We start from the raw sequence: 12895 nt of genomic DNA on the forward strand, positions 1-12895 counted from the left end.
TTCCATGCAAAGGAAGGGAATTATATGGCTGTCATAAAGGATATTACCGAATTAATTGGCCGCACACCGCTTTTAAAGCTGTCAGGGATTGGCGTCCCAGAAGGCGTTGAGGTGTATGCAAAGCTTGAGATGATGAATCCAGGTGGAAGTATTAAAGATCGTTTAGGTGATATGCTCATCAGAGAAGCATTAGCATCTGGCAAACTGCGTCCAGGCGGAACGATTATTGAAGCAACTGCTGGGAACACAGGAATTGGGCTTGCCCTAAGTGCAAGAAAGCATCAATTGCAGACCATTTTTTGTGTACCAGAACATTTTAGTCAAGAAAAACAACAGGTGATGAAGGCGCTCGGTGCAGAGATTATTCATACGCCAAGAAATGAAGGCATGAAGGGTGCGATTGATCGAGCCCTTGAACTAGAGGCAAGCCTTGACAATGCCTATTGTGTTTTACAATTTAAAAACCAAGTAAATCCATTGACTTACTACAGAACGCTCGGTCCGGAATTATGGTCCGACTTAAAAGGGAATATCGATGTGTTCGTCGCAGGAGCAGGATCTGGTGGGACTTTTCAAGGTTGTGCCGCCTATTTAAAAGAGCAGCATCAGGCGATAAAAACAGTGGTTGTGGAGCCTGAAGGGTCAATTTTAAATGGTGGGGATCCGGGCCCGCATAGAACAGAAGGAATTGGTCTTGAATTTATCCCAGATTATATGGAGCAGGCTTTATTCGATGAGATTTACACTGTCAGTGATGATGATGCGTTTCGAATGGTGAAAGAAGCAGCTGAAAAAGAAGGTGTTCTCATCGGCAGCTCTTCTGGTGCCGCTTTATTTGCCGCTTTAGAGGAAGCAAAGAAAGCAGCACCTGGGTCAGTCATTGTGACCATTTTTCCTGACAGCAGTGAGCGATATTTAAGTAAAGGAATTTATGAGGGAGGAAAATAGAATGAAACCAAAAACAATGATGATTCACAGCGGAACAACGGGTGATGAAAGAACAGGCGCCGTGTCTGTACCTATTTACCAAGTGAGCACGTATAAGCAGCCGAAAGCAGGCGAACATACGGGGTATGAATACTCCAGAACAGCAAATCCAACAAGAACCGCACTGGAAACAGTCATTCGTGATCTTGAAGGAGGAGCAAACGGCTACGCATTTGGTTCAGGGATGGCAGCCATTACGGCTGTGATGATGCTGTTTAACAGCGGGGATCATATTGTGCTGACAGATGACGTGTATGGCGGAACCTACCGCGTCATCACAAAGGTGCTAAACCGTATTGGCATTACTGCAACCTTTGTTGACACAAGTGATCCTGAAGCGGTGAAAAAAGCCATTTTACCTGAAACAAAAGCCGTTTACATTGAATCACCAACCAATCCTTTACTCAAAATGACGGATCTAAAAGCGATCGGCGAATTGACAAAGGAAGCCAACATCTTGATGATTGTCGATAATACATTTTTCACACCGTATTTCCAAAAGCCGATTGAATATGGTGCGGACATTGTTCTGCACAGTGCGACTAAATATTTAGGCGGTCATAGTGATGTTGTGGGCGGGCTTGTCGTCACAGCGACGAAAGAGCTTGGAGAAGAACTGCACTTTGTTCAAAACTCGACAGGCGGAATTCTTGGACCGCAGGATTCATGGCTTCTCATGAGAGGGATGAAAACACTTGGGCTAAGAATGGAAGCACATCAACAAAATGCACAGAAAATCGCTGAGTTTTTAAAGCAACATCCAGCTGTCACACGTGTTTATTATCCAGGTCTCGGTACTCATCCTGGCCATGAACTTGCGAAAACACAAGCAACTGGCTTCGGCGGAATGATCTCTTTTGATATTGGAAAAGAAGAACATGTTGATGTATTTTTGAGCCAGCTACAGCTGTTTACGATCGCAGAAAGCCTTGGAGCTGTTGAAAGCTTAATTTCTGTCCCTGCCCGGATGACCCATGCGTCCATTCCAAAAGACCGCAGGGAGGAGCTTGGCATCACAGATGGTTTAATTCGTATTTCCGTTGGGATTGAAGATGTTGATGATTTACTACATGATATCAAGCAAGGACTTAGCGCGCTGGCGAATGGATAGATTTACATGCTCCTCGTTTTCTCTCACTATGTTAAGCTATGAATAGACATTGATAACTGGAAGGTGAAACAAGTGAAGAAAAAGTGGAGTGATTTAGTGACAGATTACAAGCAGTACGCTTTTATTTTGCTTGCTGTCAGCACCTTTTTATATATTGGTACGATCTTACCGAACCAGCACATCGAAGCATCTCCAAAAAAGCTGATGATGGGAATAGATTGTGTTTTCTTATTAGCCGCATTTGTTTGTGTTAAACGTGCGATTTTCTTTCAAAAGAAACTGCAAGAATTAGATGAAGATTAATTCGAAAGTCTCCTCATGTGCCTGAGGGGGCTTTTTTCATTGTATTGGACAATCGGACAAGAATAACTGTAGAAATTTAGTCAAAAACACAAAAATCATCTATATTACTAAAAACAGGTTTACAAAATGGTGCTTGCTGGATATACTTACAAAGTAATTAAAAAAACGTAAAGGAGGCTGAAGAATATGTTATTCGTATCTACTTGTGATCAATTCAACCAACAATTTCATCATGTCATCAGCCTGTGGAAGAGTTCGTGTTCTTCCTTTGCCTTATACGGTGCACGCTTCATAACTGTTTAAGTAGTAAACGAGGATTTCACACGTATCATCCATTGCAGGTTGGAAGACAATGTCTTTTGAGCTGTATTTTTGTGTGCCCGCAGGTCAACTGATAAAGAAGATCTGCGGGCTATTTCGCGTGCTGCGAACTGAAGGGAGGTGAGCGTATATGACAATCCATTTATTTTTTATTACATTGACGATCAAGCGTAAATACAAGGATATTGAGACTGTTCTTTACGAACAAGAAGTCGAAACATTTTATGAAGAAATGAAACAGAAACAACTAAAGTATATGAACTAAAACGGGAAATGAAAAAAGTGAAAAGGAGGAGATTGACATGTTTATGATGCTTGCCATGCTTGATTGTTATACGAGGGAGAAGGACCAGGTTTAGACACGCTCCACATTGATCACCTGCACATATGATAACCGTAAAAGGAGATTGTGAGGTGATCAATAAATGTCGATGTCACCATATATGAGATTTCCGTCTGTGGGGCACGGATATGCATCTATTCCGCATTCCTTAAAGCACGGGTACGGCAATCCATACCGCATGCAAAGAGAGCAAGAGGAAATGCTCAGACGTTATATGTATCAGTACCGGACTTATTGGTATTAAAGAAAAGGAGCAGGAAACGTCATGGTTTCCTGCTCCTTTTACATTAGCAAATCCAGCTTGCACCAATGATGATCAACAAAATGAACAGTACAACAAGCAATGCGAATCCGCCTGCAAAACCGCCACCGTAGCCACCGCAGTAGCCTCCAGAATAACCGCCAAAGCCCATAATCTAGCACCACCTTTATCTTATCAAGATACATTTATAAATTATGCAGCTCATGCAGAAAACGAAATCAATCTGAGCACAAATAATGAAAACGCCTATTCAGGTCAAAAAATTTTCACTTTCTGCGAAACATTTTCTGAAAAGGAGCGTCTTATAAAGGACAAATAAATTAGGACTAGGTCTTAATTTTTGTTAGGTGAGAGCCGATATGAAAAGTAAGAAAATTTGTAAATAGTTTTATTTACTGGTGAAAAGCAGGTGTTAACATTGATTCAAAGCTGGATTGGAAAACAAATGAGGGAACCAAAAGGCTTGTTCTCAAAATGGGTTGCCCGCTATATGGAAAAAAATCATCATAATATCAATGAATGGACGCTTCAACTCTTAAATATACAAGAAAATGACCGAATTTTAGAAATTGGGACTGGAAGAGGCATCACCTTATCAAAGGTAGCAGAAAAACTTGACCGCGGAAAAGTATATGGAGTGGATGCCTCTCGTCATATGATTAAATATGCAAAAAGAAAACATAAGAAGCTTGCGGAACAAGACAAAGCCGTTATTACGCTTGGCAAGGCTGAGCAATTACCTTTTGAAGACAGATCATTCAATAAATTATTTACGGTGCAGACGATCTATTACTTGAAGGATATTGAGCAAGTTATGAAGGAAGTGTACCGCGTCCTTCAAGTGGATGGTGAAGTATTTTTATCTTTTCAAAAGCAGGAGCTGATAAAGGAACAAAAACGGTCAACATCTTTTTCATCGTACAGTGAACAAGAGATCAGCCGTCTGTTTTCAGCATATCACTTTAGAGAAGTCTCGGTTTATCACTATGATACATACATCTGTATCAAAGCTTTAAAATGATGAAAATATTTCCCAGGTAATGAACAAGCACTCAAAAAGAGGCTCTTCGTCAGAGGAGCCTCTTTGCCTGCAATCGAATGTAAAAATAAAAAAGGCTCTTCATCAGAAGAGCCTTTTGTATGTAAGGTAGGCGCCAGCCAGGTGTGTAAGGAATGATAGTATATATAAGGAATTTGTTTGTCGATTAAGGATACCTGTCTGGCTTATTTCTTATATCGACACCGTTCTGCAAAAGTTTAGCTTTTTTTTCAATATTTTCTTTTTTATTTCACTGGAAGACACATTTTTCTTTCTCACGTAGACATGTACCCCCTTCTTTTTCACATAATGTGCGGTTTGAAGAAGGAAATTGCTTAAGAAATAGAGAAAATTGTAGAGACTTCATTTTTAAACAAAAGGAGGAATGAAATCATGTCGGGAAACAAAGGTGTCGTTTATAAAGGAGCAGGAAAAGTAGCAGTTGAGGATATTGGATACCCTGATTTGGTCTTAAAAGATGGCCCGGGTGTACCTAAAGCCAATGTGGGGCGCAAATGTGAGCATGGCGTCATTTTAAAAGTAGTGACGACGAATATTTGCGGAAGTGATCAGCACATGGTAAGAGGGCGTACGACTGCACCTGAAGGACTTGTCCTTGGTCATGAAATTACAGGTGAAGTCGTTGAAGTTGGGCGAGATGTGGAATTTATTCAAAAAGGAGATCTCGTGTCCGTTCCGTTTAATATTGCATGCGGACGCTGCGTCATGTGTAAGGAACAAAAAACCCATGTGTGCTTAAATGTAAACCCGGACCGTCCAGGCTCTGCCTATGGATATGTAGATATGGGCGGATGGGTTGGCGGTCAATCCGAGTATGTCATGGTTCCATATGCAGATTTTCAGCTGCTCAAATTTCCAGACAAAGATCAAGCGATGGAAAAAATCCTTGATCTCACGATGCTTTCCGATATTTTCCCGACAGGTTTTCATGGTGCTTATACGGCAGGAGTAAAGCCTGGTTCGACCGTATATATTGCGGGTGCTGGCCCAGTAGGTCTTGCAGCAGCCCATTCGGCTCAGCTTCTTGGCGCATCTGCTGTGATTGTTGGAGATCTGAATGAGCAAAGACTGGAGCAGGCAAGAAGCTTCGGCTGCGAGACGATCAATTTACGAAAACATGATCGAATCGGCGAACAAATTACGAATATTTTAGGGGAGCCAGAAGTCGATTGTGCTGTCGATTGTGTTGGCTTTGAAGCTTCGGGTCATGGAGATCAGGGAGAAGCACCAGCGACCGTTTTAAATACAATTATGGATATTACCAAAGTTGGCGGCAAGCTTGGAATTCCAGGGCTTTACGTCACAGAAGATCCAGGAGCAGTGGATGCCGATGCAAAAGTCGGTTCTCTGAAAGTGCGAATTGGACTTGGCTGGGCGAAAGCTCATACCTTTGTGACAGGTCAAACCCCTGTTATGCAATATCATCGCAGTCTAATGAAATCCATTTTAAGCGGAAGAGCACAGATCGCCAAAGCCGTCAATGCGACCGTCATTGACCTTGATCAAGCTCCTAAAGGATATAGTGACTTTGATTCGGGTGTGGCGAAGAAATTTGTCATTGACCCGCACGGGATGCTTTCTCGATAAACTTTTAACATGAAAGGAGCCGCTCAATAAAATGGGACGGCTCTTTATTGTGGAAAATCCAATCTATTTCAAAGGGGAGGAATCAGATGAATACAGATCAAGCCAAAAGAAGAGTTATAGAACAATTTGGGAGAAATGCAGAAAAGTATGTGACGAGTCAAACTCATGCAAAGGGAGCAGACCTAGATCTCATTGTTGAATGGGCAGCTCCAGAAGAAAGCTGGGTCGTTCTCGATATAGCAACTGGTGGCGGGCATACCGCAAAAACACTGGCTCCATATGTGAAACAAGTGTTTGCGACGGATTTAACGAAAGAAATGCTTTCTCATACATCACTTCATTTAAAAGCGTATCCACAAATTTTTTATGTAGTAGCGGATGCAGAAAGCCTTCCTTTTTTAGATGGCACATTTGATATGGTCACATGCCGAATTGCAGCACACCATTTCCCGCACCCTGAACAGTTTGCCAAAGAGGCATCTCGTGTATTAAAGTCAAATGGTCTGTTTTTCTTTATTGATAATGTTTCGCCAAATGATGAAGAGCTTGCACTATTTATCAATGAGCTAGAACGATTGAGAGACCCAAGTCATGTCTCCTGTCTATCTACAGAACAATGGAGGGAACTGTTTTTAACAGAAGGAATAAAAGAAGTAAAATCAATGGAACGAAAAAAACGTTACCCTTTTCAAGAATGGGTCAAGCGAACAACGAAAAATTTAAAGGAAGAAGAAATTGTTACAGAATACTTGTTAGATGCTAACGAGAAAATAAAGCAATATTATAGATTGAAAATGACAGAGGATCAAATAGAATCAATAGAGGTAGATGACTGGATTGCTCTTTTCAGGAAAGGATAAAAATGTCGATTGAACTTTCTGGGAAAATAAGGATCAAATATTTGTGAGGGATGACACCCCGCTTTTGCTGCAATATGACTGAAATTAGTATTTGATCCGCATAGATTGATTACAGAACTTACAAGAATATCTTGTAAGTTTTTTTGCTTTTTAAACTTATAAAAGTACGTACTATTCTTCTTCATTACATAACATGTTAAAATGAACATATTGGAAATATTGATATATAGTAGAATTTTATACCATATATTATGATTTGATTGGATGGTAAATATTTTTGGATTTTTTGTAAGAGAACGATATACAGTTTAGAGGAGAGAGATAGGGTGCTAAAAGTACATGACATTAAGAAAAATTATGAGGATCAACAGGTATTAAAAGGGGTAACCTTTCACTTAAAAAAAGGAGAATCATTTGGTCTTTTGGGACCGAATGGTGCTGGGAAAACCACATTAATTGGCATCTTGACAGGGCTTATCCGCGCAACAAGCGGTACTGTAACGATTGGGGGTTTAGATTTAAATAAAGAAACAAAAAAGTCCCAGCAAATGATTGGTATTGTCCCGCAAGAGATCGCTTTATATTTACATTTGACAGCAAAAGAAAATTTAATATTTTGGGGGAGAATGTACGGACTGAAAGGAAAGGAGTTAAAAAGCAGAGTACAAGAAACACTTAAGTTAATTGGTCTTGAAGATAGAGCAAATGACAAAGTGAAAGTATTCTCTGGAGGAATGAAAAGAAGAGTGAATATCGGATGCTCGATTTTGCATCAACCGAAACTATTAATCATGGATGAACCGACTGTAGGTATAGATCCACAATCAAGAAATCACATACTAGAAACAGTAAAAATGTTAAATAGTGAAGGGATGACAATTATATATACTAGTCATTACATGGAAGAAGTCGAATATTTATGCGAAAGAATGGCTATTTTGGACCACGGATCGATCATTGCAATGGGAGATCAACATGAATTAAGTGAGCTTGTCGGCAATCAAAGGGAAATTATTTTTACTATTAAACGTGAACATGGACAGAGTGAAATAGATCGAGTGTGTCAATACATAAATGATGAAGATCCGTTAAAGGAAATCGTGATTCACGGAAATCAAATTAAAATATTTGATCAACATCCTCAACAGCTATTAAGTCGTCTCATTCAAGGTGTGACTGCATTAAATGTTCAAATTATTTCAGCAGAAATCGTAGAACCAAACCTAGAAAATGTATTTTTATATTTAACTAGTAAAAAATTGAGGGATTAGGCTGTTTGGAGGTGAGCATATGAGCATTTGGGTTGTACTGAAAGATCTATTATTGTTTTTTAGGGATAAGAAAAGCTTTTTTACACTTTTTTTTATGCCTATCATATTAATTGCTATTTTAGGTGCAGCATTTGGAGATAACATGAAGAAAGATAGTGAAATCAGGATCAATTCATTTCGAGTAGGAATAACAGATCAAGATAAGTCCGCTACAAGTAAAATGTTTCTTTCAACATTGTCTAAGAGTGAACTCAGTGACATATTTGATGTGAAGGTCATCTCGAAAAATCAACTTGAGAAAGATTTAAATAGTAGGGACATTACAATGGGTATAATCATCAAGCCGAATTTTGAAAAAAGCATATTGAATCACGATCATGTGCAATTGAATATTTTGAAAGGACCTAATTCAAACTTACAGGAAATGGTTCTGGAAAATGTGGTTTTGCAATTCTTTCAAAATTATCATATGAATCGTATTCTGGTGCCGTTGAATCAAGGTAAAGAAGTGGAGATCGTGTCTGATCAACTCAAAAAAGAACTAGTGAACGAGAGAAATATTCATATCAACAGCCAGCCGATTACATCCTTCCAATACTACGCAGGCGGGATGGGTGTGCTTTTTTTATTAATGACTGTTGTTTTTCTAGTTGGAAGTATGATAGAGGAAAAAGAGGAAGATGTTTATAAAAGGCTGATTGTATCAAAATTAAGCAATACTAGTTACATCGTTGGGAAGTTATTGGGTATTGTTTTGATGAGTATAATTCAACTTGCGGTCATTATTTTATTTACTAGTTTTGTCTTTAAGGTGAACTGGGGAGAGCCTTTTACTGTTGTTATGATCGGATGTAGTTTTATATTAAATGCTGCAGGTTTCGGGGTGCTAATTGGTTCTTTTATCAATAGAGAAAAAACGTTTAACAGTGTGGGGATTTTAGGAACTCAAGTGTTAGCTGCTTTAGGTGGGAGTATGGTGCCCTTATACTTATTCCCAAAATGGGTGATTGATATCAGCTATTTTTTACCTAATTCTCTTGCACTTCAAATGTTTTTGAAAAGTATGGCAGGTGCTGATTTTAGTGAAATTCAAAGCGGATTATTACTTAGCTGTGGGATGGGACTAGCTTTCTTCATCATTGCTTTATTAAGAATGTCTTTTGAAAGGAAGCATCGTTATGCATAAGATATTAGCCATTATCACGTTAAAGCTAAAAGAAACATTAAAGTCCCCATTGACTCTCATTTTTTTATTTGTTATGCCAATGGTATTTAGTTTTATCTTTGGAAGTACCGCATCTGATACAAAGAAACCGACAGTTGCTTTTATTCTAGAGCCCGGCCAAGGTAAACTGGATCAAGAGATTTTTCATATTCTCGAAAAAAACACAAAATTTCTTTGGGTAAAGACGACTGAAAGCGATGCAAAAGATTTAGTATCTAAAGAAAAGGTAGTTGCGTCTGTGAAAGTGGCAAACCAATTAAAGTCCCATCTAAAAGAAAATAAAGAGATTTTTGATGTGACAGTTTATAAGAAAACTGAGGAATATGCAGTCTTGTCTCCCTATTTAAAAGAGACAGCAGCTATCATTTATCAAATCAATCAGGGTGTGAAAGAGCAGAAAAGTGCTTCTCTCACCAATGCATTGCACAAGTTAAATGGATCTGGCACCATTTCATTGGTTGAAGAAAATCAAGATGGTCAAGCAAGCCAGCAGCCAAATTTGATACCGCTTGGCTTTACAATTATGTTTATGATGTTTGCGATTTCAAGCTCTGTGTCATCTATACATTTGGAGTATAAAGATTATACATGGCAAAGGTTGCTTTCTAGTCCAATTCATAAAATATATGTGCTTCTGGGCTATTTTATGGCTTATTTCCTCCTTGGATGGATACAATTAGGTGTTCTTTTGACCGTCTTATCTTTGTTCTTTCATGTATACTTAGGCAACCTGTTTCTTATTTTAGTGTTCGGATCGTTTGTTATTGGACTTGTTGTGAGTTTAGGCTTTATGATCGCCACCTTATCTCATACAAAAAAGCAAGCTGAAGTATTTAGTGCAATTGTCATTGTAGGATCGTGCATGCTGGGTGGTATTTATTGGCCTTTAGATATCGTTCCAGACATTTTGAAGAAGATCTCTTTGGTTATACCGCAAACGTGGATGATGTCTGGTTTTGGTGAGATCATGAGCGGTACGGTCAACCAATCAATCTTATTACTAGACATAACAGTTTTAGCAGCTTTTACGATTGCTTTTATGGTGATTGGTTTGAAAAATATCAGATCCTATTAATCACTTTTCTTCATCCATTTAGTTTTGAAAAAATCCCTCTATTGCTCTCAATTGCAATAAAGGGTTTTTTTATTCATTCGTACTCCTCAAAATGGTATGATAGACGACAACATCTCATGGAGAAAGGAATCAATCATATGCTGAATTTTAAAGGAAAAACCGTCATCATCACAGGCGCAGCCAATGGAATTGGTGAAGCGGTCGCCTGCGGCTATGCAAAAGAAGGGGCGCGTGTGGTGTTTGCGGATATAGATGAAGAGAAGGGGAAGCGTTTGGAGGAGCAGCTGAGAAAAGAGTCCTATGAAGTTTATTTTATCAAAACGGATGTGAAACAGGAGAAGGATATTCAGCGCTTAATGTCGTTTGCAGTGGAGCGCTGCAAAACGATTGATATTCTCATCAATAATGCAGGCGTCATGTGCACAGCATCGCCTTATGAGTTAACAGTCGATGAGTGGGATCATGTGCTGCATACAAACGTAAGAGGGACTTTCTTATGTGCTAGAGAAGCAGCGCGTTATATGAAAGAGAATCCAAAAGGCGGTTCCATTGTGAACATTTCATCTACCCGTGCGACCATGTCAGAGCCTCATACGGAAGCTTATGCTGCATCAAAAGGCGGGATTTCCGCGCTTACTCATGCCTTGGCGGTTTCTTTTAGTCAGGATCACATTACGGTGAATAGCATTTCCCCTGGGTGGATTGAAACGAAGGATGAGAAAAGTCTTCGAGAAGTTGACCATCAGCAGCATCTTTCCAATCGAGTCGGCACGCCAAAGGATATTGTGAAAGCTTGTTTTTATTTAACAGATGAAGACAATCAATTTGTGACCGGTACAGATTTGGTTGTTGATGGTGGCATGACTAGAAAAATGATTTATGCGGATTAACATAAAAAAACATTGACGCTTTGATCGAGCGGCAGTACAATATGTAACAATTCAGCTGAAGATCGTGATGAAAAAAAGACACAGCGCCAATAGAGAAGAGTACATCATAGCTGCCCCACACAGAGAACTCCGTGAAGCTGAGAAGGAGCTGGGAAGCATGATGGAACCAAGCCTCTTAGCTCTGCACCGGATTCTCTCGGATGGTGGTGCAGCGAATTTCTCCCGTTACAGAGAAGGGTGAATGATCACCCGCTAAGGTTCATCTGGCAACAGATGAATGAACTGAGGTGGCAACGCGGAGTAAATCCCGTCCTCAAGACAGAAATGTCTTGGGGGCGGGATTTTTTTTATGACAAATAGGGGGGACAATGATGAAAAAACATTGGCGGGATATGAGTATTTTGCTTGGAGCCATCGGGATCGCAAACATAGGAGAATGGATTTATATGATTGCCCTCCATCTGCTTATTTTTCAAGAAACGGGCTCTGTACTTGCTGTAACAGCAGTTTATTTGCTAAGACCGGCAGCTTCTCTTTTGACCAATAGCTGGTCTGGCAGTTTGATTGACAGGCTGAATCAGCGGAATGTGATGATCAGTTTAGATATTACCCGTGCTTTGCTCATTGCATGCATCCCTTTTGCCTTATTTTCAGGACATCTGCTCATCCTGTATGTCATGGTGTTTTTCATACAGATGGCACAAGCGATGTTTCATCCAGCGTCGATGGTGTATATGACAGGACTCATCCCGGCCGATAACCGAAAACGGTTTAATGCCATTCGCTCTTTATTACAATCCGGTGGATTTTTACTTGGACCCGCAGCAGCAGGTCTACTTTTTCTCATCGGGACGCCTGTTCTTTCAATTTATGTAAATGCGTTCTGCCTTTTGATATCTGCTCTGTTAACGATGTGTTTACCGAATTTGCTCAAAACAGATGCTGGCCAAAAGGGGTTTTCCCTTTCAATGTTAAAAGAGGATGCAAAGCTTGTTCTGCGATTTAGTCTGACGTCACGCCAGATCATGGCGGTATATTTATTATTTAGTGCGGCGATATCGGTCCTTCCTACGGCCATTGACTCACTTGAAACAGCCTTTGCAAAAGAAGTACTGCTGCTGACTGATACCCAATATGGCCTTCTTGTTAGTGTGGCTGGAGCAGGCATCATCGCAGGGGCAAGTCTTAATTCGGTCATTGTCGAAAGGCTGTCAGTTTCGCTGATGCTTGGAATCGGCAGTTTGTTTGTGGCGTTTGGCTATCTTATTTATGCATTTTCCAGCACCCTATTTGCAGCCGCTGTTGGATTTTTTGTTTTAGCCTTCTTTTTAGCTTTTGCAAATACAGGTTTTATGACGTTCTATCAAACAAATATCCCAGTAGAGGTGATGGGGAGGATAGCCAGCTTTTATGCTTTCATTGAAGCCATTTTGACAATAGCCATGACAGGAATATTCGGCGGGCTCGCTCATGTTTTATCAATCAGAATGTCCGTCATCATTGGGTGTATATGTATGCTTCTTATCTGTCTATTGCTATGTTTTGTCATCTTTCGTCCATTGACTGTCAAAAAAATAGTGCATCCTACTTAGAAAATTAA

14 protein-coding genes are annotated in these 12895 nt (G+C 39.9%); 13 read left to right on the top strand and 1 reads right to left on the bottom strand.

All coding sequences use genetic code 11. The features are described 5' to 3' along the window. The first annotated feature begins 24 nt into the window (after positions 1-24). The 5 genes from AC3WTB_RS16835 to AC3WTB_RS16855 all read left to right on the top strand — a co-directional run bounded on the left by AC3WTB_RS16835 (position 25) and on the right by AC3WTB_RS16855 (position 3309). Positions 25-948 (top strand): PLP-dependent cysteine synthase family protein, encoded by a 924-nt coding sequence (locus tag AC3WTB_RS16835; protein WP_492333985.1) that lies wholly within the window; start codon positions 25-27, stop codon positions 946-948. 1 nt (position 949) lies between these two features. Continuing rightward, entirely contained in the window at positions 950-2098 is a 1149-nt protein-coding gene (locus AC3WTB_RS16840) for a bifunctional cystathionine gamma-lyase/homocysteine desulfhydrase (RefSeq protein WP_492333986.1), read from the top strand. Positions 2099-2170: 72 nt separating this feature from the next. Beyond that, positions 2171-2401 (top strand): YrhC family protein, encoded by a 231-nt coding sequence (locus tag AC3WTB_RS16845; protein WP_492333987.1) that lies wholly within the window; start codon positions 2171-2173, stop codon positions 2399-2401. A 451-nt stretch (positions 2402-2852) separates the two neighbouring features. Further along, positions 2853-2987 carry a YrzI family small protein gene (locus AC3WTB_RS16850; protein ID WP_064497892.1) on the top strand — a complete coding sequence of 45 codons (135 nt, stop codon included), beginning with the start codon at positions 2853-2855 and terminating at the stop codon, positions 2985-2987. Between the two features lie 160 nt (positions 2988-3147). Next, positions 3148-3309 (top strand): hypothetical protein, encoded by a 162-nt coding sequence (locus tag AC3WTB_RS16855; RefSeq protein ID WP_155267112.1) that lies wholly within the window; start codon positions 3148-3150, stop codon positions 3307-3309. Positions 3310-3352: 43 nt separating this feature from the next. On the opposite strand, the gene AC3WTB_RS16860 is transcribed toward AC3WTB_RS16855, so the two are convergent. Beyond that, positions 3353-3478 (bottom strand): YjcZ family sporulation protein, encoded by a 126-nt coding sequence (locus tag AC3WTB_RS16860; RefSeq protein WP_008342643.1) that lies wholly within the window; start codon positions 3476-3478, stop codon positions 3353-3355. 267 nt (positions 3479-3745) lie between these two features. On the opposite strand from AC3WTB_RS16860, the gene AC3WTB_RS16865 reads away from it, so the two are divergent. The 8 genes from AC3WTB_RS16865 to AC3WTB_RS16900 all read left to right on the top strand — a co-directional run bounded on the left by AC3WTB_RS16865 (position 3746) and on the right by AC3WTB_RS16900 (position 12887). Further along, entirely contained in the window at positions 3746-4348 is a 603-nt protein-coding gene (locus AC3WTB_RS16865; RefSeq protein WP_047201970.1) for a class I SAM-dependent methyltransferase, read from the top strand. A gap of 411 nt (positions 4349-4759) precedes the next feature. Further along, the gene (gene fdhA, locus AC3WTB_RS16870; protein WP_024423097.1) at positions 4760-5974 is read left to right on the top strand and encodes a formaldehyde dehydrogenase, glutathione-independent; all 1215 of its coding nucleotides are present in this window, start codon (positions 4760-4762) and stop codon (positions 5972-5974) included. An 86-nt stretch (positions 5975-6060) separates the two neighbouring features. Continuing rightward, positions 6061-6834, top strand: a complete 774-nt coding sequence (locus AC3WTB_RS16875) for a class I SAM-dependent methyltransferase (protein WP_058839018.1) — start codon at positions 6061-6063, stop codon at positions 6832-6834. Between the two features lie 326 nt (positions 6835-7160). Further along, positions 7161-8105, top strand: a complete 945-nt coding sequence (locus AC3WTB_RS16880; RefSeq protein WP_492333988.1) for an ABC transporter ATP-binding protein — start codon at positions 7161-7163, stop codon at positions 8103-8105. Positions 8106-8124: 19 nt separating this feature from the next. Further along, the gene (locus tag AC3WTB_RS16885; RefSeq protein WP_492333989.1) at positions 8125-9291 is read left to right on the top strand and encodes an ABC transporter permease; all 1167 of its coding nucleotides are present in this window, start codon (positions 8125-8127) and stop codon (positions 9289-9291) included. Beyond that, the gene (locus AC3WTB_RS16890) at positions 9284-10405 is read left to right on the top strand and encodes an ABC transporter permease (RefSeq protein ID WP_369879800.1); all 1122 of its coding nucleotides are present in this window, start codon (positions 9284-9286) and stop codon (positions 10403-10405) included. The genes AC3WTB_RS16885 and AC3WTB_RS16890 overlap by 8 nt, the downstream gene beginning before the upstream one ends. 140 nt (positions 10406-10545) lie before the next feature. Beyond that, entirely contained in the window at positions 10546-11295 is a 750-nt protein-coding gene (locus tag AC3WTB_RS16895; protein WP_492334000.1) for an SDR family oxidoreductase, read from the top strand. A 371-nt stretch (positions 11296-11666) separates the two neighbouring features. Beyond that, positions 11667-12887 carry an MFS transporter gene (locus AC3WTB_RS16900; protein ID WP_144464168.1) on the top strand — a complete coding sequence of 407 codons (1221 nt, stop codon included), beginning with the start codon at positions 11667-11669 and terminating at the stop codon, positions 12885-12887. The last annotated feature ends 8 nt before the right edge of the window (positions 12888-12895 follow it).

This window comes from Bacillus sp. EB106-04-04-XG123 (assembly GCF_058791855.1).

Excerpts from the sequence above, each read along its gene's own strand:
- AC3WTB_RS16850 (WP_064497892.1), top strand. The coding sequence starts at position 2,853 with ATGACAATCCATTTATTTTTTATTACATTGACGATCAAGCGTAAATAC.
- AC3WTB_RS16875 (WP_058839018.1), top strand. The coding sequence starts at position 6,061 with ATGAATACAGATCAAGCCAAAAGAAGAGTTATAGAACAATTTGGGAGA.
- AC3WTB_RS16840 (WP_492333986.1), top strand. The coding sequence starts at position 950 with ATGAAACCAAAAACAATGATGATTCACAGCGGAACAACGGGTGATGAA.
- AC3WTB_RS16890 (WP_369879800.1), top strand. The coding sequence starts at position 9,284 with ATGCATAAGATATTAGCCATTATCACGTTAAAGCTAAAAGAAACATTA.
- fdhA (WP_024423097.1), top strand. The coding sequence starts at position 4,760 with ATGTCGGGAAACAAAGGTGTCGTTTATAAAGGAGCAGGAAAAGTAGCA.
- AC3WTB_RS16900 (WP_144464168.1), top strand. The coding sequence starts at position 11,667 with ATGAAAAAACATTGGCGGGATATGAGTATTTTGCTTGGAGCCATCGGG.
- AC3WTB_RS16885 (WP_492333989.1), top strand. The coding sequence starts at position 8,125 with ATGAGCATTTGGGTTGTACTGAAAGATCTATTATTGTTTTTTAGGGAT.
- AC3WTB_RS16855 (WP_155267112.1), top strand. The coding sequence starts at position 3,148 with ATGTCGATGTCACCATATATGAGATTTCCGTCTGTGGGGCACGGATAT.
- AC3WTB_RS16835 (WP_492333985.1), top strand. The coding sequence starts at position 25 with ATGGCTGTCATAAAGGATATTACCGAATTAATTGGCCGCACACCGCTT.
- AC3WTB_RS16860 (WP_008342643.1), bottom strand. The coding sequence starts at position 3,478 with ATGGGCTTTGGCGGTTATTCTGGAGGCTACTGCGGTGGCTACGGTGGC.